The organism is Dickeya undicola (assembly GCF_000784735.1).
In the GTDB taxonomy this organism is placed as follows: domain Bacteria; phylum Pseudomonadota; class Gammaproteobacteria; order Enterobacterales; family Enterobacteriaceae; genus Dickeya; species Dickeya undicola.
In genome coordinates this window covers 22,292-44,719 of sequence record NZ_JSYG01000003.1, presented here as the reverse complement: position 1 = coordinate 44,719, position 22,428 = coordinate 22,292, and the positions used below count along the sequence as shown (strand labels likewise).

19 protein-coding genes are annotated in these 22,428 nt (G+C 57.2%); 13 read left to right on the top strand and 6 right to left on the bottom strand.

The features are described 5' to 3' along the window. The first annotated feature begins 239 nt into the window (after positions 1-239). Together OB87_RS00875 and tdh are read left to right on the top strand one after the other, a co-directional pair. Positions 240-1,436 carry a glycine C-acetyltransferase gene (locus OB87_RS00875; protein ID WP_033567566.1) on the top strand — a complete coding sequence of 399 codons (1,197 nt, stop codon included), beginning with the start codon at positions 240-242 and terminating at the stop codon, positions 1,434-1,436. 10 nt (positions 1,437-1,446) lie between these two features. Next, complete coding sequence (tdh, locus tag OB87_RS00870; protein WP_033567565.1) at positions 1,447-2,472, top strand: L-threonine 3-dehydrogenase; 1,026 nt, start codon at positions 1,447-1,449, stop codon at positions 2,470-2,472. A 32-nt stretch (positions 2,473-2,504) separates the two neighbouring features. Here the strand turns inward: tdh and OB87_RS00865 are convergent, their stop codons facing one another. Together OB87_RS00865 and envC are read right to left on the bottom strand one after the other, a co-directional pair. Then, complete coding sequence (locus OB87_RS00865; protein WP_050515598.1) at positions 2,505-3,410, bottom strand: divergent polysaccharide deacetylase family protein; 906 nt, start codon at positions 3,408-3,410, stop codon at positions 2,505-2,507. Positions 3,411-3,451: 41 nt separating this feature from the next. After that, on the bottom strand, positions 3,452-4,726 hold the full coding sequence (gene envC / locus OB87_RS00860) for a murein hydrolase activator EnvC (RefSeq protein ID WP_033567564.1): 1,275 nt from the start codon (positions 4,724-4,726) through the stop codon (positions 3,452-3,454). 226 nt (positions 4,727-4,952) lie between these two features. Here envC and OB87_RS00855 point away from each other — a divergent pair, with 226 nt between their 5' ends. From OB87_RS00855 to OB87_RS00830, 6 genes are all read left to right on the top strand, one after another. Further along, positions 4,953-5,384 (top strand): rhodanese-like domain-containing protein, encoded by a 432-nt coding sequence (locus tag OB87_RS00855; RefSeq protein ID WP_033567563.1) that lies wholly within the window; start codon positions 4,953-4,955, stop codon positions 5,382-5,384. Positions 5,385-5,483: 99 nt separating this feature from the next. Then, a complete protein-coding gene (gene secB / locus OB87_RS00850) occupies positions 5,484-5,954 on the top strand; it encodes a protein-export chaperone SecB (RefSeq protein WP_033567562.1) in 471 nt (156 codons plus the stop codon). Beyond that, a complete protein-coding gene (gene gpsA / locus OB87_RS00845) occupies positions 5,954-6,973 on the top strand; it encodes an NAD(P)H-dependent glycerol-3-phosphate dehydrogenase (RefSeq protein ID WP_033567561.1) in 1,020 nt (339 codons plus the stop codon). Before secB ends, gpsA begins: the two co-directional genes overlap by 1 nt. A gap of 133 nt (positions 6,974-7,106) precedes the next feature. Continuing rightward, positions 7,107-7,928 (top strand): serine O-acetyltransferase, encoded by an 822-nt coding sequence (cysE, locus tag OB87_RS00840; RefSeq protein ID WP_033567560.1) that lies wholly within the window; start codon positions 7,107-7,109, stop codon positions 7,926-7,928. Between the two features lie 299 nt (positions 7,929-8,227). Beyond that, on the top strand, positions 8,228-8,830 hold the full coding sequence (gene pagP, locus OB87_RS00835) for a lipid IV(A) palmitoyltransferase PagP (protein WP_072025399.1): 603 nt from the start codon (positions 8,228-8,230) through the stop codon (positions 8,828-8,830). A gap of 110 nt (positions 8,831-8,940) precedes the next feature. Continuing rightward, complete coding sequence (locus OB87_RS00830) at positions 8,941-9,840, top strand: carboxylate/amino acid/amine transporter (RefSeq protein ID WP_033567580.1); 900 nt, start codon at positions 8,941-8,943, stop codon at positions 9,838-9,840. Here OB87_RS00830 and metR read toward each other — a convergent pair. Next, positions 9,743-10,681 (bottom strand): HTH-type transcriptional regulator MetR, encoded by a 939-nt coding sequence (gene metR, locus OB87_RS00825; RefSeq protein WP_033567558.1) that lies wholly within the window; start codon positions 10,679-10,681, stop codon positions 9,743-9,745. The genes OB87_RS00830 and metR overlap by 98 nt on opposite strands. A 104-nt stretch (positions 10,682-10,785) precedes the next feature. Between metR and metE the strand changes: the two genes are divergently transcribed. Continuing rightward, positions 10,786-13,053, top strand: coding sequence for a 5-methyltetrahydropteroyltriglutamate--homocysteine S-methyltransferase (metE, locus tag OB87_RS00820; protein ID WP_033567557.1), 2,268 nt, complete (start codon positions 10,786-10,788; stop codon positions 13,051-13,053). 161 nt (positions 13,054-13,214) lie between these two features. Here metE and OB87_RS00815 read toward each other — a convergent pair whose 3' ends face one another. Next, positions 13,215-14,042 (bottom strand): dienelactone hydrolase family protein, encoded by an 828-nt coding sequence (locus OB87_RS00815; RefSeq protein ID WP_033567556.1) that lies wholly within the window; start codon positions 14,040-14,042, stop codon positions 13,215-13,217. 292 nt (positions 14,043-14,334) lie between these two features. Here OB87_RS00815 and udp point away from each other — a divergent pair, with 292 nt between their 5' ends. Further along, complete coding sequence (gene udp / locus OB87_RS00810; protein ID WP_033567555.1) at positions 14,335-15,096, top strand: uridine phosphorylase; 762 nt, start codon at positions 14,335-14,337, stop codon at positions 15,094-15,096. Between the two features lie 278 nt (positions 15,097-15,374). Beyond that, complete coding sequence (locus tag OB87_RS00805) at positions 15,375-16,157, top strand: tyrosine-protein phosphatase (RefSeq protein WP_033567554.1); 783 nt, start codon at positions 15,375-15,377, stop codon at positions 16,155-16,157. Positions 16,158-16,236: 79 nt separating this feature from the next. Here OB87_RS00805 and ppc read toward each other — a convergent pair whose 3' ends face one another. Beyond that, positions 16,237-18,876, bottom strand: coding sequence for a phosphoenolpyruvate carboxylase (ppc, locus tag OB87_RS00800; RefSeq protein ID WP_033567553.1), 2,640 nt, complete (start codon positions 18,874-18,876; stop codon positions 16,237-16,239). Between the two features lie 289 nt (positions 18,877-19,165). After that, positions 19,166-20,317 carry an acetylornithine deacetylase gene (gene argE, locus OB87_RS00795; RefSeq protein WP_033567552.1) on the bottom strand — a complete coding sequence of 384 codons (1,152 nt, stop codon included), beginning with the start codon at positions 20,315-20,317 and terminating at the stop codon, positions 19,166-19,168. Positions 20,318-20,531: 214 nt separating this feature from the next. Here argE and argC point away from each other — a divergent pair, with 214 nt between their 5' ends. Further along, positions 20,532-21,536, top strand: a complete 1,005-nt coding sequence (gene argC, locus OB87_RS00790) for an N-acetyl-gamma-glutamyl-phosphate reductase (RefSeq protein ID WP_033567551.1) — start codon at positions 20,532-20,534, stop codon at positions 21,534-21,536. Between the two features lie 24 nt (positions 21,537-21,560). Next, entirely contained in the window at positions 21,561-22,334 is a 774-nt protein-coding gene (gene argB, locus OB87_RS00785; protein ID WP_033567550.1) for an acetylglutamate kinase, read from the top strand. Positions 22,335-22,428 lie beyond the last annotated feature (94 nt).

Below are 22,428 nucleotides of genomic sequence, written 5' to 3'. Positions count from 1 at the left end.
TGGAGCACCGTGCTCCACACCTATTGGCCGCTATAATAACATTTCGATGCATCACAGACATCCTGTAAGGATTTTCCTGACACATCCTGCCAGTCACATCGCATTTCCAGCGTGACCACTGTGGCATTTTGTGGCTGAGTTGTCAGTCCGGCTCGCATTTCTCCACTACCTTTACCTCCATAAGACCTACCCGCTGCCTGGCGGGGATTTCGATGACGGACGAAAAGGAGAGCCACGCCATGCCTGATGCGTTTTATCACCAGTTGTCCACCCAGCTTGCCTCGCTGCGTGACGAGGGGTTGTCTAAAGATGAACAGCCGATCACCACGGCGCAGCAGGCGCAAATCACGGTGGCGGACGGCGGCGAGCTGATTAATTTCTGCGCGAATAATTATCTGGGGTTGGCTAATCACCCGGTGGTGATCGCCGCGGCCAAAGCCGGGCTGGATAGCCACGGCTTTGGCATGGCATCGGTACGTTTTATTTGTGGGACACAGGATATTCACCAGACGCTGGAACGCCGACTGGCGACATTTCTCGGTATGGAAGACGCCATCCTCTACTCCTCCTGCTTTGACGCCAACGGCGGGTTGTTCGAAACCCTGATGGGAGAACACGACGCGATTGTGTCCGATGCGCTCAATCATGCGTCGATCATCGACGGTATTCGCCTGTCAAAAGCGCGCCGTTATCGTTACGACAATAACGATATGCATCAGCTGGAGGCTCGGTTGCAACAGGCTCGGGCGGAAGGGGCGCGTAACCTGATGATTGCCACCGACGGCGTGTTTTCGATGGATGGCGTGATCGCCAATCTACACGGGATTTGCGATCTGGCAGAGCGGTACGATGCGCTGGTGATGGTGGACGACTCCCACGCGGTGGGGGTTGTCGGTGAGCAGGGGCGCGGCACCCATGAATACTGTCAGGTGATGGGTCGGGTGGACATTATTACCGGCACGCTGGGCAAAGCGCTGGGCGGTGCGTCCGGCGGCTATACCGCCGCCCGGCGAGAGGTGGTGGCGTGGCTGCGTCAACGTTCCCGGCCGTACTTATTTTCCAATTCGCTGGCACCGTCGATTGTGTCGGCATCGATCAAGGTATTGGGCCTGCTACAGGATGGGAAAGCGTTGCGTCGGCGTCTGTGGCAGAACGCCAGCCTGTTTCGTCAGCGGATGGCTGAGGCGGGGTTTACGCTCACGGGGGCGGATCACGCCATTATTCCCGTTATGCTGGGCGACGCCCGGTTGGCACAAGCATTTGCGGCGGCGTTGCGACAGGAAGGCATCTATGTCACCGGTTTTTTCTACCCGGTAGTGCCGCACGGGCAGGCGCGCATCCGTACCCAGATGTCGGCGGCGCATACGCCGGAACAGATTGAACGGGCGGTAGCAGCGTTTATTCGGGTCGGTCGGCAGTTGGGTGTCGTGAGATGAGGAGAAGGGGATGAAAGCGCTGGCGAAACTGCGCCCGGAACCGGGCATCTGGTTGACTGATGTTCCCGTGCCGGAGCCGGGTCACAACGATGTGATGATCAAAATCCGCAAAACCGCCATTTGCGGCACCGATGTACATATCTACAACTGGGATGCATGGTCGCAGAAAACCATCCCAGTGCCGATGGTGGTCGGGCATGAGTATGTCGGTGAGATCGTGGCGATAGGGCAGGAAGTCGAAGGGTTCCGGATTGGCGATCGAGTGTCGGGTGAAGGGCACATCACTTGTGGCTATTGTCGTAACTGCCGTGCAGGTCGCCGACACCTGTGCCGCAACACCTCGGGGGTGGGCGTCAACCGTCCAGGGGCGTTTGCGGAGTATCTGGTGATTCCGGCGTATAACGCGTTCCGTTTGCCGACGGCGATTCCTGATGACATCGCGGCTATTTTTGATCCGTTCGGCAACGCGGTACATACGGCGCTGGCGTTTGATCTGGTGGGGGAAGATGTGCTGGTGAGCGGGGCCGGGCCGATTGGCGTGATGGCGGCGGCAGTGTGCCGTCATGTCGGCGCTCGCCATGTGGTGATTACCGACGTCAATGACTACCGGCTGGCGTTGGCGAAGCAGGTGGGGGTTACCCGTGCGGTGAATGTATCGCGGGAATCGCTGACCGATGTGATGCAGGAACTGGGTATGACTGAAGGGTTTGATGTCGGGCTGGAGATGTCCGGTTCCCCTGTTGCCTTTCGCACGTTGTTATCGGTGATGAACCACGGTGGTCGTATCGCCATGTTGGGGATTCAGCCAGAAGCGGTCGCGGTAGACTGGAGCGACATCATTTTCAAAGGGCTGGTCATTAAAGGTATCTATGGTCGGGAGATGTTTGAAACCTGGTACAAAATGGCGGCGTTGATCCAGTCTGGGCTGGATTTGTCGCCAATCATTACCCATCGCTACGCTATTGACGATTTTCAGCAGGGCTTTGATGTCATGCGCTCCGGTCAGTCCGGCAAGGTGGTGCTGAGCTGGGAGTAATGCGCCGCCCAATGGGAGAGCGGCGTATCTTGTTATCCCAGCCAGGTCTGCCAGTGTTGCTTCAGGTAGCTGACCGCAGGGCTGGTTGCCACATTATGTCCAAGCTGTCGCCACAGCTCTGATTGAGAGATCGCCTGCGGCGGCTGTTTGAACGTGCAGACCTGAATAGGGCGCAGGCGCTTCGATGTTGGTGTGCTCTGTTGCGAAGCAAGATACGTCGGCACCGGCGTATAATGTGGCTCCGGTTCGTTCAGCAATTGACTGGGACGAACCAGTACGATATCGGTTGGTAATGTCGGCAACATCTGCTGCAACACTTGAATCGTGGTGGGGTGAGGGTGCCCGATCGCGATAGCGTACCCGCTGCGTTGCGCGATCTCCACCGCCCGGCTGAACTGACGCCGAATGTCGGCAACGTTCTGGGTGTCGTCCAGGAAGACCTTGCGTTTGAGCACTTTGATATCGGTGCCTGCCGCCGCCCGGCTGGCCTGACTGCTGCCGATGGTCATGCTGTCGAGGAAATAGAGATGGTAGGCCGTCATCGCCTGCATCACCTTCTGCATTCCTGGCAGACTGGCGGTCATGGCGCTCCCCATATGGTTGTTTAGCCCGACGGCGTAAGGCACCTTGTTGACCGCATCACGCAGGATGCGCGCAATTTCTTCGCTGCTCATATCCGGGCGCAGCGTATCCCGCTCCAGCGGCTGCTTGCTCATCGGTGCCATCGGCAGATGGATCAACACTTCTCTGCCTTGTGCATGGGCCTTGGTTGCCATTTCGCGGGCGTAAGGCGCATTAGGCAACACGGCTACGGAAATGGCGGTGGGCATCGCCAGCACCTGATTCTCGTTATGTGGGCGGTAGCCAAAATCATCGATCACCAGCGCCAGCTTGCCTGCCCAGACGGGAAGCGCCAACAGTGTGCCGGTGAGTGTCATGCCGGTGATAGCCAGCAAGCGGGAAATAAATGGACGCAAACCTACCTTCCTAGCCAGGGTAAGGGGTTGACCGCCTGTCCCTGACGTCGAATTTCAAAATAGAGGGCGGGCTGATTCTGCCCACCGCTAGTGCCGACCAATGCTATCGGCTGACCGGCTTTCACCTGCGCACCGACCGAAACCAGTGCGCTCTGGTTGTAACCATACAGGCTCATGTCGCCCTTGCCGTGCTCTATCACCACCACCTGACCGTAACCTTGTAGCCAGTCGGCCATCAGTACGGTGCCGTCGGCGATGGCGTGTACCTCGGTGCCTTCGGATGCGCCGATCACCAGCCCTTTCCAGCGCAACTCACCCTGCAACGGTTCGCCAAAGCGGTGCAGCGTGCGGCCGCGTACCGGCCACACGTACTGGCCGTTCGGCTGGCCCAGACCGCCGGTGCGCGCCATCAGCGAGCGTTCCTGCTCGGTCGGTTTGTAACTGGCACCGCTGCGTTTGGCCTGCTCTTCTTTTTCGCGCAGACGAGCGGCTTCACGGGCTTCGCGCTCTGCTCGTGCCTTGGCTTCACGCTCCGCCCGCGCGATCTGGTCGCGTAACCGGGTTTCGTTCTGGCGCAACTCCGTCAATTGTTGCTGGTCTTTTTCCAGCGCATTTTCCAGTGCACCCAGTGTTTTTTGGCGTTCGCTCTGCGCCTGTTCCAGCGTTTTCTGCTGCTGCTGTTGGTCGCCGAGCAGGCGTTTTTGCTGCACCTGTTTCTGCTCCAGTTGCTGCTTCTGGCTGGCAAGCTGTGTACGGGTTTGCTGTAACGCGGTGATGGATTGCTCTCGCGCCTGATTCAGGTAATTGAAATAGGCGAGGATGCGTTCGCGACGCTGGCTTTCTTCACTGCTGAGAATCAGTTGCAGGGCACCATGCTGACCCTGGCGGAATGCGGCATCCAGTTGTTTCGCCAGCAGGGTTTCCTGCGTTTTTTGCTGGGTTTGCAGTTTGGCGATGGAGGTGCTCAGGCTGCTGACATCCTGATTCAGACGCTCAAGGGTGGCGCGGGTGTCTCGTAGCTGGCGGGTGGACTGAGCGATCGACTGTTCCTGCTTTTTCAGTTGATCAAGCAAGGTGCTGCGGCGTTGTTGCTGTTCCCGGACGCTTTTTTCCTTCTCTGCAATGTCTTGCTGCAGAGATTTCAACTGCTGTTGGCCGTCATCGCTCCAGCCGGAGCATGGCAACAGCAGTACGCCAACACAAAGCACACTGGCGCACCGGATTAACAGTTTGTCACGACCCGTTGGCAACGGTACAGAGAACGCTTTTTTGCTCATGGCGAAAGATTATTCCACGATGAACAGCGGCTTACCAGTTGTCTCGTCAGGGTTTTCTATTTCCATCCATGACAGTGAATGACCCTTAATCCTGCGGATAAATGCAATCCGCCGCGCATAATCATAATGCGATGTTGGCTTACAGGCTGTAATTGCGGTATCGCACAGGTATACTCAGACACCCTGTATTTGAATTGCTTAACTGATTTCGGAGTCGTTACACCCCATGCAAGAGATTATGCCATTCATCAGCCGACACCCGATTCTGAGCGTGGCCTGGATTGCCCTGCTGGTCGCGGTCATTGTGCTTACGGTGAAGAGTAAACTGTCCAAGGTAAAAGAAGTGGCTCGTGGTGAAGCGATCCAACTGATTAATAAAGAAGATGCGGTGGTGGTAGACACCCGTAATCGCGATGATTACCGCCGTGGACATATCGCTGGTGCCATCAACCTGTTGCCGAACGATATCAAGAACGGCAGCCTGAGCGAGCTGGAAAAACATAAGGCGCAGCCGGTGATTGTGGTGTGTGCTAATGGCATGTCATCGCGTGAGTCGGCAGAGAACCTGTTCAAAGCCGGGTTTGAGCGTGTCGTGATCCTGAAAGACGGGCTGGCGGGCTGGAGCGGCGAGAACCTCCCGCTGGTACGCGGTAAATAATGCGACGCCCCATCAGAGGGGAGTCTGTTTGTGTTATGGCGTGTCCTTCCTGGCGAAGGGAAGCGCGCAAGGAAATCTAACGAAAGGGTATTATTCAACATGTCTGAACAAAACAACGGCGAACTGACTTTCCAGATCCAGCGTATCTACACCAAAGATATTTCTTTTGAAGCGCCGAACGCGCCGCAGGTGTTCCAGCAGGAATGGAACCCGGAAGTCAAACTGGACCTGGATACCGCTTCCACCCAACTGGCTGACGATGTGTACGAAGTGGTACTGCGTGTGACCGTCACCTCTACCATCGGCGAAGAAACCGCGTTCCTGTGTGAAGTGCAGCAGGCGGGTATCTTCACTGTTGCTGGTATCGAAGGCACCCAACTGGCTCACTGCCTGGGCGCGTACTGCCCGAACGTGCTGTTCCCGTACGCGCGCGAGTGCATCACCAGCCTGGTATCTCGCGGCACCTTCCCGCAACTGAACCTGGCTCCGGTTAACTTTGACGCGCTGTTCATGAACTATCTGGAACAGCAGGCAGGCCAGGACGGTTCCGCTCAGACGCTGGATGCCTGATGAACCCGTCTGATGCAGCGATGACGGTGATCGGTGCCGGATCTTACGGCACCGCGCTGGCGATCACGGTGGCTCGCAACGGCCACCGTGTGGTGCTCTGGGGCCATGACCCCGCGCATATTCAGGCGTTGCAGGCTGCACGGTGCAATCAGGCGTTCCTGCCCGATGTGCCGTTCCCGGATACCCTGCAACTGGAAACGGACTTGTCACAGGCGCTGGCCGCCAGCCAGAACATTCTGGTGGTGGTGCCAAGCCATGTGTTTGGCGAGGTGCTGCGCCAGCTCAAGCCCCATCTACGGGCGGACGCGCGACTGGTGTGGGCCACCAAGGGGCTGGAAGCGGAAACCGGTCGTCTGTTGCAGGACGTCGCCCGCGAAGCGCTGGGTAATACGATTCCGCTGGCGGTGCTCTCCGGCCCGACTTTTGCCAAAGAACTGGCCGCCGGGTTGCCTACCGCTATCGCGCTGGCATCGACGGATCAGCCGTTTTCCGACTATTTGCAACATCTGCTGCATTGCGGCAAAAGTTTTCGCGTCTACAGCAACCCTGATTTTATCGGGGTGCAGTTGGGCGGCGCAGTGAAGAACGTCATCGCCATCGGAGCCGGTATGTCTGACGGCATGGGGTTCGGTGCCAATGCGCGTACTGCGCTTATCACCCGCGGTCTGGCCGAAATGACGCGGCTGGGCGTGGCGCTGGGTGCTGACCCGACCACGTTTATGGGCATGGCGGGCTTGGGCGACCTGGTGCTGACCTGCACCGACAATCAGTCACGCAACCGCCGTTTCGGCATGATGCTGGGGCAGGGGATGGACGTAGTCAGCGCCCAGAACCAGATTGGTCAGGTGGTGGAAGGCTACCGTAATACCAAAGAAGTGATGGCGCTGTCGCAGCGCTATGGTGTGGAAATGCCGATCACCGAGCAGCTCTGGCAAGTGCTGTATTGTGGTAAAGACGCGCGTGAAGCGGCGTTGAGCCTGTTGGGGCGGGCGCGCAAAGACGAAAGCGCCAGCCTGTGACGGCAAGGTATTGCTCGGGCTTCCCTTGGGAGGCCCGTTATTGTTTTATTTTGGTAGTGCATTGTGCAGTAGAGCGTCGTGCGGTCGTAAGCGGTGAAGCGGTGGGTTGACGGTTTTTCAAAGAGGTGTCGCGATGTCGAATGATGAGCTGGAACTGGTTTGGAAAAACATTAAGGAAGAGGCGCGCAGTTTGGCGGAATGCGAACCGATGCTGGCCAGTTTCTTTCACGCGACGCTGCTGAAACATGAGAACCTGGGCAGCGCCTTGAGCTATATGCTGGCGAACAAATTGGCTAACGCTATTATGCCCGCGATTGCCGTCCGTGAAGTGGTGGAAGAAGCCTACCGCGCTGAACCGCAGATGATTGCATCCGCCGCTCGCGACATTCTGGCGGTGCGCTTGCGTGACCCAGCGGTAGATAAATACTCGACGCCGTTGCTCTACCTGAAAGGATTTCATGCTTTGCAGGCTTACCGTATCGGTCACTGGCTGTGGCGTCAGGAACGGCAGGCGCTGGCCATTTACCTGCAAAACCAGATTTCAGTGTCATTTGGGGTGGATATCCACCCGGCCGCGCGCATCGGTTGCGGCATCATGCTCGACCATGCCACGGGTATCGTGATCGGTGAAACCGCCGTCGTGGAAAACGACGTTTCCATCCTGCAATCGGTCACCCTGGGGGGGACCGGCAAGACCAACGGCGATCGCCATCCCAAGATTCGGGAAGGGGTGATGATCGGCGCGGGTGCCAAGATTTTGGGCAACATCGAAGTGGGATGTGGTGCCAAGATTGGCGCAGGTTCAGTGGTATTGCAGCCGGTGCCGCCACATACCACGGCTGCTGGCGTACCCGCGCGAATTGTTGGCCGCCCGGAAAGCGACAAACCCTCGCTGGATATGGACCAGTACTTCAACGGTTCGTTACACGGTTTCGAAGACGGCGACGGCATTTGATATTTTTTCCGGCCTGCCTGCCCGGCAAGCCGGATAACCGGATAACCGGATAACCGGATTGTTTCACCTTAGCCTCTGTGGGCTCCTCTCTTTCTTTATCGTTCTGGCTGTTTTTTATACATATTGGCTAGGACGTCTCTCAAAAATGCCGGATTACCCCAGTAGTTCAGCGTTAATTGTATTTAATCCAGTGAGAATCGTTGTATATCAGTGGTCGGATCATAAAACACCATGGAAATAGGTATCAGGTAACCCGATTCGCCGGTTGCTGGCGATTTTGCTTTTTGGGAATGTTGCTTATGCGATTAAAATTGACATCACACACCTGCCTCTTTGCACTGTCTTCCCTGTTATTTACCCCGGCATTTGCTGCGTCATCTGGCGAAAATACGGCGTCTGATGCTGTTGAAAGCGGCTCTGAGCCGGGAATCTGGCAACGCGCCAGCAATAATCTGTCGGAAACCTGGCATCACTGGCAGTCTCAGGATTTGTATGTGCCGGTCATGACCTGGCATAACCGTTGGACTTACGACCGAGCGAAGACCGACAAGTATAACGAGCGTCCCTGGGGGGCGGGTTATGGTGTATCCCGGCTGGATAGTGACGGCGACTGGCACAGCTTGTACCTGATGGCGTTTAAAGACTCCTTTAACAAGTGGGAGCCGATTGGCGGCTATGGCTATGAAAAACGCTGGCGGCCGCTGGAAAATCAGGACTTCCAGTTAGGGTTGGGGTTTACCGCTGGGGTAACCATGCGGGATAACTGGCACTACATCCCAATCCCGGTGCTGTTGCCTCTGGCGTCGGTCAGTTATCAGCGCTTGTCTCTTCAGGCGACGTACATTCCCGGCACATACAATAATGGCAACGTGTTCTTCGCCTGGCTGCGCTGGCAGTTCTGATAAATTGATTGTTTATATTTTATCCTTATGTAAACCAAGTTGAGAAAAATACGGCCACGTAACTCGACTACAATGCTCTTCCTGTTAACAGCAATAGAGTGAGTGACGCCGTGCCGTTATTGATCATCACCACGATTCTGTGGTCGTTTTCCTTCAGCCTGATTGGTGAATACCTGGCCGGTCAGGTCGATAGTTGGTTCTCCGCTATGTTTCGGCTGGTACTGGCGGCGCTGGTGTTTCTGCCTTTCCTGCGCTGGCGCGGTTACTCCCCCAAAGTGTTGGGGTTGTATCTGCTGGTGGGTGTTTTCCAGCTTGGCATCATGTATCTGTTCCTGTTCCGTAGCTACCTGTACCTCAATGTGCCGACGATTCTGTTGTTTTCGGTGATGACGCCGCTGTACGTCACGCTGATTTACGACCTGCTCAGCGGGCATCGCCTGCGCTGGGGTTACCTGTTCAGCGCCTTTCTGGCTGTGCTGGGTGCCGCGGTGATCCACTACCACGGCGTGAGTGATCATTTCTGGTGGGGACTGTTACTGGTTCAGGCGGCCAATATCTGTTTTGCTGTGGGGCAAGTGGGGTATAAGCGGCTGATGGAAGTGCATCCGATGCCGCAGCACAGCGCCTTTTCCTGGTTTTATCTCGGTGCTGCATTGGTGACGCTGGTGGCCTGGGCGCTGTTCGGCAATCTGACCAAACTGCCCACCGCACCGGTGCAGTGGGAGGTGCTGGCGTTTCTTGGCGTGGTGGTGTCGGGGTTGGGTTATTTCATGTGGAACTACGGCGCGACTCAGGTGGACGCCGGTACGTTAAGTATCATGAACAACTTTCACGTCCCGGCCGGGTTGCTGGTCAATTTCGCGTTCTGGCAGAAAACGCCAAACTGGACCAGTTTTCTCATCGGTTCTGCGATTATTGCGCTGTCTTTGTGGGTGCACCAGCGTTGGGTCGTGAAGCGTCCCGCACAAACGGCAGATGCTCGCAGGCATGTTGGCGCGCGGAGCGAATAAACGCTTCGACAACCGGCTGACGCTGCTCGCCATCGCGCACGGCGGCGTACAGTCGGCTCCACAAGCCTTCTCCCAGGGTTTTGGTGACAACCAACCCCTGACGCTCAAAACTCTCCACCACCCAATGCGGCAGTGCGGCGATGCCCATACGCGCCGCCACCATCTGGATCAACAGCAAGGTATTGTCTACGCTTTTTAGCGATGGGCTGACCCCTGCCGGTTGCAGAAAGTGTCGCCATACATCCAACCGTTGACGCTGCACCGGATAAATCATCAATGTTTCCTGCGCCAGATCCTCTGGCGTAATCACGGCTTTGGCGGCCAGCGGATGATCCGGCGACAGCACCAGCCGCACTTCAAAGTCGAACATCGGCGAGTAGTGCAGGCCACTGCGAGGCAGAATGTCGGAGGTCATCACTAGGTCCAGCTCGCCTTGTTGCAGTGCTGGCTGTGGGTCGAAAGTGACGCCGGATTTAAAATCCATCACCACTTGCGGCCAGCTTTGGTGGAAGTTCTCCAGCGCTGGTGTCAGCCATTGAATACAACTGTGGCACTCGATCGCCAGCCGCAAGGTGGTCTGATGCGGCTGGTTACACGCCTGCAGCGCCTGCTGAATTTGCGGCAGGATCTGTTCGGCTAGCTGTAGCAGAATGTCCCCCTGTGGCGTAAAGCGCAGCGGCTGGCTCTTACGGACGAACAAGCGGAACCCCAGCCGTTGTTCCAGATCGCTAAACTGATGCGACAGGGCGGATTGCGTCTGATGGAGTTGTGCGGCGGCGGCGGCTAACGATCCTGTGTTGCGCAGTGCCTGCAGCGTCCGTAAGTGTTTAAGTTCGATCATGAGAGTCCTTCACAGTGACAGTGAATAAATTGCGCTTGTACTTACTACACTACCTGCGGATTATGGATGTGTAAACATCTGGACGGCTAAATGGGAATTTAAGCATGGCAATTTTAAATCACACTCTCGGTTTTCCGCGCGTCGGTCTGCGTCGTGAACTGAAAAAAGCACAGGAAAGCTATTGGGCAGGGAACAGCACGCAGGAAGCGCTGCTGACCGTGGGCCGTGAGTTGCGCGCCCGTCACTGGCAACAGCAGAAAGACGCTGGCGTGGAATTGCTGCCAGTGGGCGATTTTGCCTGGTACGACCATGTGCTGACCACCAGCCTGCTGCTGGGGAACGTACCTGCCCGTCACCAGAACGCGGATGGCTCCGTCGATCTGGATACCCTGTTTCGTATCGGCCGTGGCCGCGCACCGACCGGTGAGCCTGCCGCTGCGGCTGAAATGACCAAATGGTTCAACACCAACTATCACTACATGGTGCCGGAATTCACCAAAGGCCAACAGTTCAAGCTGACCTGGACGCAACTGCTGGATGAAGTGGACGAAGCACTGGCGCTGGGCCACAAGGTGAAACCGGTGCTGCTGGGTCCGGTGACCTACCTGTGGCTGGGTAAAGTCAAAGGGGAAGCCTTCAACCGTCTGGATCTGCTGAACGCGGTGTTGCCGGTGTACCAGCAGGTGCTGGCAGAATTGGCTAAACGCGGCATCGAGTGGGTGCAGATTGACGAGCCGCTACTGGCGCTGGAGCTGGACGCCGAATGGAAAGCCGCGTTTAAACCGGCTTACGATGCGCTGCAAGGGCAGGTGAAACTGCTGCTGACCACCTATTTCGACAGCATCGGCCAGAATCTGGACGTGATCAACGCGCTGCCAGTACAAGGTCTGCATGTCGATCTGGTGCACGGCAAAGACGACGCCGCAGCGCTGAACGCGCAGCTGCCAGCTGACTGGGTACTGTCGCTGGGCGTGATCAACGGCCGTAACGTGTGGCGTGCCGATCTGGCGAGCTGGTTCGAACGCCTGCAACCGTTGCTGGGTAAACGTACCCTGTGGCTGGGCAGTTCCTGCTCCTTGCTGCACAGCCCGATCGATCTCAGCGTTGAAACCCGTCTGGATGAGGAAGTGAAAAGTTGGTTCGCCTTTGCGATTCAGAAGTGTCAGGAACTGGCGCTGCTGACTCGCGCGCTCAACAGCGGTAACGGTGACGAACTGGTGGCTTACAGCGCACCGATCCGTGCCCGTCGTACCTCTACTCGCGTTAACAACCCAGCGGTGGCGAAGCGTCTGGCGGCAATTACCGCCCAGGACAGTCTGCGCCAGAACCCGTACCCGGTTCGCGCCGACGCACAGCGTGCGCGTTTCAACCTGCCATCCTGGCCGACCACCACTATCGGCTCGTTCCCGCAGACCACCGAAATCCGTAGCCTGCGTCTGGACTTCAAACAAGGGCGTCTGGACGGTCAGAACTACCGTATCGGTATCGCCGAGCACATCAAACAGGCGATTGTGGAACAGGAACGTCTGGAACTGGACGTATTGGTGCACGGTGAAGCTGAACGTAACGACATGGTGGAGTATTTCGGCGAGCACCTGGACGGTTTCGTGTTCACCCAGAACGGCTGGGTACAGAGCTACGGTTCCCGTTGTGTGAAACCGCCGGTGGTGATTGGCGACATCAGCCGCCCAGAGCCGATCACGGTCGAGTGGGCGAAATATGCCCAGTCGCTGACCAGCAAGCCGGTGAAAGGGATGCTGACGGGTCCGGTCACGATTCTGTGCTGGTCCTTCCCGCGTGAAGACGTCACCCGTGAAACCATCGCCAAGCAAATTGCACTGGCGCTGCGCGACGAAGTGGCGGATCTGGAACAGGCGGGTATCGGCATCATCCAGATTGACGAACCGGCGCTGCGTGAAGGCTTGCCGCTGCACCGCTCCGACTGGGCGGCGTATCTGGAGTGGGCGGTCGATGCGTTCCGCCTGAATGCGGCGGTAGCGAAAGACGATACCCAGATTCACACCCACATGTGCTACTGCGAATTCAACGACATCATGGATTCCATTGCCGCACTGGATGCAGACGTGATCACCATCGAAACCTCGCGTTCCGATATGGAGCTGCTGGAATCGTTCGAAGAGTTCGAGTACCCGAATGAAATCGGCCCAGGCGTGTACGACATTCACTCGCCGAACGTACCGAGCGTAGAGTGGATTGAAGCGCTGCTGCGCAAAGCGGCTCAGCGTATTCCGTCCGAGCGTCTGTGGGTGAACCCGGACTGCGGCCTGAAAACCCGTGGCTGGCCGGAAACCCGCCAGTCGCTGGCGAACATGGTGCAGGCAGCGAAGCGTCTGCGTGAGACTGCTGAATAAGTGAGCCGAAAACGGTGATGGGGAATGGCGCAAAGGATGACAGGACGCACGTGAACCACAGAACGTGACACTCAGGGCTGAGACGTTCCGCATCACCGCCAGACAGGATAAGGGAGACGATAGCGTCTCCCTTTTTACATTTGTTGCGGTTTACTTCTGAGTTACACCACGCCGTAGCGCGCAAACCACTCCAACATGCGTTGCCAACCGTCTTTGGCTGAGGCTTCGTGGTAAGTTGCGCGGTAATCGGCATGGAAGGCGTGATCCGCTTCCGGGTAGACCACGATCTCGGCATCGGCATTGACCGCTCGCAGCGCCTGACGCATGGTTTCCACCTGCTCCAGCGGAATGCCGTTATCCTGCCCGCCGTACAGGCCCAGCACTGGTGCGCTCAGGTCTTTCGCCACGTCCACTGGATGTTGAGGCGAAGTCAGCGTTTTTGCGGCGACCAGCTTGCCATACCAGGCGACGGCGGCTTTTAACTGCGGGTTGTGTGCGGCATACAGCCAACTGATGCGGCCGCCCCAGCAGAATCCGGTAATAGCCAGACGCTTGGCGTCCCCGCCCTGACGCACCGCCCAATGCGCGGTATGGTCGAGATCCGACAGCACCTGATTATCCGGCACCTTGCTGACCAGTTCGCTCAGCAGTGTGGGAATGTCGCTGTACTGTTGCGGGTCACCCTGTCGGAAATAGAGTTCCGGCGCGATCGCCAGATAGCCTTGTTTCGCCAGTCGTCGGCAAACATCACGAATATGTTCGTGTACGCCAAAGATTTCCTGCACTACCAGCACGATCGGCAGTGGGCCGTCGGCGTGTTCTGGTCTGGCGAGATAGGCTGGTAGATCATCACCTTGTGACGGAATGGTGGTTTCGCCGGCAATCAGCCCGGTAGTGTCGGTCGTTATCGCGGAGGAGGCCAGCGGCATGACGGCTGGCGAGAAGGCCCGTGTGGTTTCCCTGAGTGTCAGTAGCTCGTCGGTTTTCATTACCTTTCCTTTATCAAGACTGAAATCTGCCAGCGGGACAATGCTGCACCCGCGTTAAGCAAGTGTAGAAACTTTGTCGCGCATTGCTAAGTAATGTATTGCTAAGTCAGATGTTCGAATGTGGCAATCGGTGCGGCATGTCGTCGGGTGATTACAGTATAAAATGTGATTAAAATCACAATATCTATGTAAATAGATGTTCGTTACTTTGCAATGAGCGACCTATCTCACTTAAAGAACACAATTTGTGCGCTAAGATCGTTCCGTACCTGACCGTTGTCTGGAGGCGTTTATGTCCGATGTATTTCATCTCGGTTTAACAAAACAGGATTTACAAGGTGCCACATTGGCGATTGTGCCCGGTGATCCGGCTCGGGTGGAGAAAATCGCCCGGCTGATGGAGAACCCGGTGTTTCTGGCATCGCATCGGGAGTTCACCTCCTGGCGTGCGGAACTGGCGGGCAAGCCAGTGATAGTTTGTTCCACCGGTATTGGCGGTCCGTCTACGTCGATTGCGGTAGAAGAGCTGGCGCAACTGGGGATACGCACGTTTCTGCGTGTCGGTACTACCGGTGCTATTCAGCCACACATTGCGGTAGGTGATGTGTTGGTGACCACGGCGGCGGTTCGTCTGGACGGTGCCAGCCTGCACTTTGCGCCACTGGAATTCCCGGCGGTGGCAGATTTCGCCTGTACTTCTGCATTGGCGGAAGCGGCGCGTGAAGCGGGAGCGACGTTGCATGTCGGTGTTACGGCTTCCTCGGATACCTTCTATCCAGGGCAGGAACGCTACGACACCTATTCCGGCCGTGTAGTGCGCCGTTTCCAGGGGTCGATGGCGGAATGGCAAGGCATGGGCGTGCTGAACTATGAAATGGAGTCCGCCACGCTGTTGACCATGTGCGCCAGTCAAGGGCTGCGAGCTGGGATGGTGGCGGGTGTTATCGTCAATCGTACCCAGCAGGAAATCCCCGATGCGGCGACGATGCAGAAAGCGGAACACGCGTCCGTCAACGTGGTGCTGTCGGCGGCTCGCAAACTGCTGAGCGCTTGAATGTGATTCCATCGCCGGACGAGAGGTTCGGTGCGAGCGGTACGATAGGGTCGAACTTTCGTACCGCTTTTTTCAGTTTCCTCGGTGATTCCCCACACAGGGTGCATCTGCTTACCCATCTTCATGCTAATTTAATTCTCAGGTCTGATAATACGGGTCAGCTTCTGTCGCTCGATGCGGGTTTAACCCGCAGCATTCCGCATCAATGATGGTTCCTTGATAGCGACCTTTTGATAACCCACATTGATAACTCACATTTGATAACTACAGGGAAAAATATGACGTTAACCTCATTACTGCATCCCTCGTTGCTTCCACTTGACGGTGGTGTCAATTTTCGTGATTTGGGGGGGATCCGCGTGGCGGACGGGCGGCAAGTCCGGCGCGGCAGGCTGTTTCGCTCCGGGGCACTGGACATGCTGAGCGAACGTGATACCGACCATCTCGCCAGCGTGCCGGTAGCGCACGTGGTGGACTATCGTGATCAGGATGAAGCCTCGCTGCGGCCTGACAGGTTGTGGTCCGGTGCCCGTTATCATCAGGTTCCCGCCAATCCGCTACGGCATGAAGTGACCGCCAGCCTGGAAACGCTGGGTTCGGAAAAACTCGAAGCGTTCGACTCTCGTGCCTTTATGCTGGAACTGTACCGTCGCCTGCCGTTTGGCAATCCGGCTTATCAGCATTTGGTGGCGTTGCTGCGCCAGCCTGATGATGGCGCGTTGGTGCAACATTGCGCGGTGGGCAAGGATCGTACCGGTATTGGTTCTGCGCTGGTGCTGTTCGCGCTGGGTGCGGATGAACAAACGGTGATGGAAGATTATCTGGTCACCGAATCTACCCTGATTCCGTTCCGTCGCCAGTTGCTGGAAGATCTCGCGTCGAGCCTGAGCGAAAAGGCGCTGAAACGCTTTGATTTTGTGCTCTCTGCCCGCGAAGAGTTTCTGGTCACCGCGCTGCACACCATCCGCGAGAAGCATGGCTCCGTGGATAGCTGGCTGGCGCAGGAGTACGGGTTAGATGCGCCAGCGCGGGAGGCATTGCGGGTGAAGTATCTGGCGTGAGGTCGTAAGCGATCACCGGTTTTGAGTGGTAACAGTAACAAACCGGGAGCCATGGCTCCCGGTTTGTGTTGCTGAGCGACTAGCCAGTATTACGCATCCCGGCGGCGACACCGGCGATGGTGACCATCAGCGCCTGTTCCACCTGCGGGTCCGGTGTGTTTAGCTGACGCGAACGGTGTAACAGTTCCGCCTGCAACACGTTGAGCGGGTCGGTATAGACGTTGCGCAGCGCGATGGATTCGGCAATCCACGGCAGGTCAGCCATCAGGTGGTCGTCGTTGGAGATGGTCAGTACCGCCTTGATGTCTCTTTCTAACTGCTCACGCAGTTGTTTGCCGAGCGACCACAGTTTCTCTTCCACCAGCCGTTGATCGTAGTACTCCGCCAGCCACAGGTCGGCCTTGGCGAACACCATTTCCAGCATACCGATACGGGTGGAGAAGAACGGCCAGTCGCGGCACATGGCTTCCAACTGGTTCTGGTGACCGTCGTCGATCACTTTTTGCAGCGCGGCCCCTGCACCTAACCAGGCTGGGAGCATCAGGCGGTTCTGGGTCCAGGCGAAAATCCACGGGATGGCGCGCAGACTTTCCACGCCGCCGTTCGGTCGGCGTTTAGCCGGGCGTGACCCCAGCGGCAGTTTACCCAGTTCCAGTTCCGGCGTGGCGGCGCGGAAGTAGGGCACGAAGTCCGGGTTTTCCCGCACGTAGCCGCGGTACATGTCGCAGGAAATGCGCGACAGCTCGTTCATGATGTGATGCCATTCCTGCTTCGGTTCCGGCGGCGGCAGCAGGTTGGCTTCCAGAATGGCCGACGTGTAGAGCGACAGGCTGCTGATGGTCACTTCTGGCAGGCCGAATTTGAAGCGGATCATCTCGCCCTGTTCGGTGACGCGCAGGCCGCCTTTCAGGCTCCCCGGCGGCTGGGAGAGCAGCGCGGCATGAGCCGGTGCGCCACCGCGGCCGATGGAGCCGCCACGACCGTGGAACAGCGTCAGCGCGATACCGTATTTCTCACAGGTTTTGATCAACGCGTCTTGCGCGCGGTACTGCGCCCAGGAGGCGGCCATCACCCCGGCGTCTTTCGCGGAGTCGGAGTAGCCGATCATCACCATCTGTTTGCCCTGAATGAAGCCGCGATACCAGTCGATGTTGAGTAACTGGGTCATCACACTGTCTGCATTATTCAGGTCGTCCAGCGTTTCGAACAGCGGTGCCACCGGCAGCGCATACGGGCAGCCCGCTTCTTTCAGCAGCAGATGTACTGCCAACACGTCGGACGGTGTGCGCGCCATTGAAATCACGTAGGCGGCGATGGAGTCGCGCGGGGTTTCGGCGATCACCCGGCAGGTTTCCAGCACTTCCTGCGTGTCGGCGCTCGGTTCCCACTGACGCGGCAACAGCGGGCGTTTGGAATTAAGCTCGCGGATCAGGAATGCCTGCTTGTCGGATTCCGACCAACTTTCATAGTCTCCCAACCCCAGATAGCGGGTAATTTCCGCCAGCGCGTCGGTGTGACGGGTGCTTTCCTGGCGAACATCAATACGCACCAACGGCACGCCGAAGCAGCGCACACGGCGCAGCGTATTGAGTAGTTGACCGTCGGCGATGATGCCCATGCCACAAGCGTGTAACGACTGGTAGCAGGCGTACAGCGGTTCCCACAGCTGCTCATTGGTGACCAGTAAATCTTTGGGCGGCACCCGTTGCTCCCCTTTCAGGCGGGCGTCCAGATAGTCTAGGGTGGCGGTCAATTGCGCTCGCAGCGTTTTCATCAGCTCGCGGTAGGGTTCCTGCACCTCGTCACCGCCAGCCAGTTGTTGCAGTTCTGGCGTACAGGTGGTCATTGACAGTTCGGACACCAGTACCTGCACGTCGCGCAGGAATAGGTCGGCCGCTTTCCAGCGGCTTAGCAGCAGTACGCGGCGGGTCACTTCAGCGGTCACGTTCGGGTTGCCGTCGCGGTCACCGCCCATCCAGGAGGTGAAACGCACCGGCACCGAATCTACCGGCAGACGATAGCCCAACTCTTTATCCATCTGTTCGTCGAGTTCACGCAGAAATGCGGGCACCCCTTCCCATAGGCTATTTTCCACTACCGCGAAGCCCCACTTGGCTTCGTCCACCGGGGTTGGACGGATTTTACGAATTTCATCGGTATGCCAGTACTGGGCGATCAACTGGCGCAGGCGGCGCATAATTTGGTGGCGCTCATAGTCGGCCAGGTCATCGTGGTCGAGCTGCTTTAAGCAGGTATTCACTTCGACCAGCTTGTGGATTAACGTGCGGCGGGTGATTTCAGTCGGGTGTGCCGTCAGCACCAGCTCGATGGAGAGCGATTCCACCGCCTCACGGATATCCTTGTCGCTCAGGTTATCGCGGCTTTTCAGGTTGCGGAACACGGTTGCCAGCGCTTCTGGATTGCCAGCGGCTTCGCCGTGTGGAGAAATGCTGTGGTACTGCTCGGCGGTATTGGTCAGGTTAAGGAACTGGCTGAACGCGCGGGCGACCGGCAGCAGTTCCTCATTGGACAGGTTCTGCAGTGTGGTCAGCAGTTCCTGACGGTGTTTTTCGCTACCGGCACGCGAGGCTTTGGACAGCTTACGGATGGTTTCAACACGTTCAAGGATATTGGCACCTAGCGCATCCTTGATGGTGTCGCCAAGTAGTTTACCTAACATACTGACATTGCTCCGCATCGCGGAATATTGTTCGTTCATAGTTACCCTGACCCACCTCATTGATTTTGTAAATTTATTACACACATAAATTATGTGGTTACTGTCTGTTATCTAGCCACGTTCGCCATTGTTCGTCAATGAACGTCCTGTAATCCCTACTGTTGTACCTGTTTAACCGGTGCAAAGGCAATTTGTGAAATTTAATTACAAAAGCTTGCTGATAAGTGACACTTATCTTATGGCGGCGGGGAAAGCAAGGGCAGCGATTAGGGAAAGGTATAAAAGATACGCGAGTGCCCGGCGCAAATGGCCGGGCAATGCACGTCAATCAGTGCTGACAAAAATGATGCACCAACTGGGTAATCAGCGTGCGGGTTGGCTTGATGAATGACATATCGATAAATTCATCTGGCTGATGCGCCTGATTAATGGAGCCGGGGCCAAGCACCAGCGTCGGGCACAGTTCCTGAATGAACGGGGCTTCGGTGCAGTAATTCACCACATCGGTCGGCTGCCCCACCAGTTTTTCCACCACCTGCGCCAGTTGGTGGTCTGCCGGGCACTCGTAACCCGGAATCGGCGGGTGCAGTTCGCTGATGGTGAGACGGCCAGGCCAGCGTTCGCTGACCGGTGCCAGCGCGTCGCTCATCAGGCCGTTGAGATCGCTCAGCGTCATACCCGGCAGTGGGCGGATATCCATGTGCAGGTCGCAGCAGGCACAGATGCGGTTGGCGGCATCACCACCATGAATGTGACCAAAGTTCATGGTCGGATATGGGATGTGGAACGCCGGGTTGTGATAGCGCTCCTGTAGCGTTTTACGCAGCACCATCAGCTCGGAAATGGCTTCGTGCATCAGTTCGATGGCGTTAACGCCGCGCGACGGGTCACTGGAGTGGCCGGACTGGCCCTGAATACGTACTACGTTCGACATGTGGCCTTTATGGGCGCGTACCGGTTGCAATGATGTCGGCTCGCCGATAATGGCGCAGTCCGGGCGAATGCCGGTTGATTCAGAGAAATATTTAGCACCCGCCATCGTTGTTTCTTCATCTGCGGTCGCCAGAATGTACAGCGGCTTGGTCAGCTTACTGGCATCCACATCGCGCAGCGCATCAAGAATAAAGGCGAAAAAGCCTTTCATGTCGGCGGTGCCGAGCCCGTAGAGCTTATTGTCGTGTTCGGTCAGGGTGAACGGGTCGCGTGTCCAGCGGCCGTCGTCGAACGGCACGGTGTCGGTATGACCGGCCAGCAGTAGCCCGCCGCTGCCTTCGCCCAGACGGGCCAGCAGATTGAATTTATTAAAGGTGCCGGGCACCGGCTGTACATCGACATGAAAACCCAGATCGCTAAACCATCCTGCCAGCAGGTTGATTAAGGTTTCATTACTTTGGTCCAGGGCGCGCTCGGTGGCGCTGATGGACGGGGTGGCGATCAATGCCCGGTACAGCTCCATAAAAGGGGGTAAATTCATCTTCACTGTTGACAGCCTCTGGGTTAGGATAGTATCAATATTCATGCATTTATTGTGAATAAAAATACAATAATGCCAGGCGAAATGAAATCATAAGCTGTGCGTCGATACGAGATTGTCGCATAATCGTTTCTTCTGGCTTTTGTGGGTGAACGGCGTGGCTGCGCTGATGAGCCTGCTCCCTGTTCCACCTATCTGGCAATAAAGGTATACCGAACTCATGCTGAATACGTTGATCGTTGGTGCAAGTGGCTATACTGGCGCTGAACTGGCCTTGTACCTGAACCGTCACCCGCAGATGAACATAACCGCTTTGGCGGTTTCCGCGCAAAGTGTTGATGCGGGAAAACGCATTTCCGACCTGCATCCCCAGCTTAAAGGCATTATTGACTTGCCGGTGCAGCCGCTGACCGACGTGGCTGAGGCCGCCAAAGGTGTGGATGTGGTGTTTCTGGCCACCGACCACAAGGTGAGCCACGATCTGGCACCACAGTTCCTGAAAGCCGGTTGCACTGTGTTTGACCTTTCCGGCGCGTTTCGCGTGCAAGACCCCGAATTCTACACCCGTTACTACGGCTTCGAGCACCAGCACACTGACTGGCTGGCGCAAGCGGTGTATGGCCTGGCGGAGTGGCAGGCGGACCGCATCAAGCAGGCGCAGCTAGTCGCCGTGCCGGGTTGCTACCCGACAGCCTCTCAACTGGCATTGAAACCGCTGGTGGAAGGTGGCTTGCTGAACCCGAACCAGTGGCCGGTGATCGACGCCACCAGCGGCGTCAGCGGCGCTGGCCGTAAAGCAAGTATGACCAACAGCTTCTGTGAAGTCAGCCTGCAACCATACGGCATTTTCAATCATCGCCATCATCCGGAAATCGCCACTCATCTCGGCATTCCGGTGATTTTTACCCCGCATCTGGGCAATTTCCCGCGCGGCATTCTGGCGACCATCACCTGCCGCCTGCAACCGGGCGTTACCGCGCAGGACGTGGCAGAAGCCTACTACAACGCCTATCACGACAAACCGCTGGTGCGGTTGTATGAGAAAGGCGTACCGGCGCTGAAATCGGTGGTTGGTCTGCCGTTCTGCGACATCGGCTTTGTGGTGCAGGATGAGCACCTGATCGTGGTCGCCACCGAAGATAACCTGCTCAAAGGCGCAGCAGCGCAAGCGGTGCAGTGCATGAACATTCGCTTCGGTTTCCCTGAAACCCAATCCTTACTCTGATGACATCCTGAGGCGCAAAGACCGATGAATCCGTTAATTATCAAATTAGGTGGTGTATTACTGGATAGCGAAGAGGCGCTGGAGCGCCTGTTCACCGCGCTGGTGACCTACCGTCAGCAGCACCAGCGCCCGCTGGTTATCGTGCATGGTGGTGGCTGTCTGGTAGACGACCTGATGAAGAAACTGTCGTTGCCGGTGGTCAAGAAGAATGGCCTACGCGTGACGCCCGCCGACCAGATCGACATCATCACTGGCGCACTGGCCGGTTCCGCCAACAAAACCCTGCTGGCCTGGGCGATTCGTCACGGTATCAACGCCGTGGGCTTGAGTCTGGCGGATGGCGGCAGCACGGTGGTGACGCAACTGAATGACGAATTGGGGCACGTGGGTAAAGCCGAAGTCGGTTCTCCGGCGCTGCTCAACACCCTGCTGAATGCGGGTTATTTGCCGGTTATTAGTTCCATTGGCATCACTGCTGGCGGCGAACTGATGAACGTCAACGCCGACCAGGCTGCCACCGCGCTGGCGCAAACGCTGGGTGCAGACCTGATCCTGTTGTCCGATGTCAGCGGCATTCTGGACGGCAAAGGGCAACGTATTGCGGAAATGACCGCAGGGAAAGCGGAAGAACTGATCGCGCAAGGCATTATTACCGACGGCATGATCGTCAAGGTTAATGCGGCGCTGGACGCGGCGCGTGCGCTGGGGCGTCCGGTAGATATCGCCAGCTGGCGTCACGCCGAGCAGTTGCCTGCGTTGTTCAACGGTGTGTCTATCGGCACCCGTATTCTGGCGTAAGACGCGAGCATTAATCACGTTTTCTCCCGGCGGCAGCCGCCGGAGAGAGAGGTGCAGTTCAATGGCGGGTCGGACAGGAATCGGCCCACCTTTA

Coding starts and splice junctions, on each gene's coding strand:
- envC (WP_033567564.1), bottom strand. CDS start 4,726: ATGAGCAAAAAAGCGTTCTCTGTACCGTTGCCAACGGGTCGTGACAAA.
- udp (WP_033567555.1), top strand. CDS start 14,335: ATGTCCGATGTATTTCATCTCGGTTTAACAAAACAGGATTTACAAGGT.
- OB87_RS00815 (WP_033567556.1), bottom strand. CDS start 14,042: ATGAAAACCGACGAGCTACTGACACTCAGGGAAACCACACGGGCCTTC.
- OB87_RS00865 (WP_050515598.1), bottom strand. CDS start 3,410: ATGACACTCACCGGCACACTGTTGGCGCTTCCCGTCTGGGCAGGCAAG.
- metE (WP_033567557.1), top strand. CDS start 10,786: ATGGCAATTTTAAATCACACTCTCGGTTTTCCGCGCGTCGGTCTGCGT.
- cysE (WP_033567560.1), top strand. CDS start 7,107: ATGTCGAATGATGAGCTGGAACTGGTTTGGAAAAACATTAAGGAAGAG.
- ppc (WP_033567553.1), bottom strand. CDS start 18,876: ATGAACGAACAATATTCCGCGATGCGGAGCAATGTCAGTATGTTAGGT.
- tdh (WP_033567565.1), top strand. CDS start 1,447: ATGAAAGCGCTGGCGAAACTGCGCCCGGAACCGGGCATCTGGTTGACT.
- pagP (WP_072025399.1), top strand. CDS start 8,228: ATGCGATTAAAATTGACATCACACACCTGCCTCTTTGCACTGTCTTCC.
- argC (WP_033567551.1), top strand. CDS start 20,532: ATGCTGAATACGTTGATCGTTGGTGCAAGTGGCTATACTGGCGCTGAA.
- secB (WP_033567562.1), top strand. CDS start 5,484: ATGTCTGAACAAAACAACGGCGAACTGACTTTCCAGATCCAGCGTATC.
- metR (WP_033567558.1), bottom strand. CDS start 10,681: ATGATCGAACTTAAACACTTACGGACGCTGCAGGCACTGCGCAACACA.
- argB (WP_033567550.1), top strand. CDS start 21,561: ATGAATCCGTTAATTATCAAATTAGGTGGTGTATTACTGGATAGCGAA.
- OB87_RS00875 (WP_033567566.1), top strand. CDS start 240: ATGCCTGATGCGTTTTATCACCAGTTGTCCACCCAGCTTGCCTCGCTG.
- OB87_RS00855 (WP_033567563.1), top strand. CDS start 4,953: ATGCAAGAGATTATGCCATTCATCAGCCGACACCCGATTCTGAGCGTG.
- OB87_RS00805 (WP_033567554.1), top strand. CDS start 15,375: ATGACGTTAACCTCATTACTGCATCCCTCGTTGCTTCCACTTGACGGT.
- gpsA (WP_033567561.1), top strand. CDS start 5,954: ATGAACCCGTCTGATGCAGCGATGACGGTGATCGGTGCCGGATCTTAC.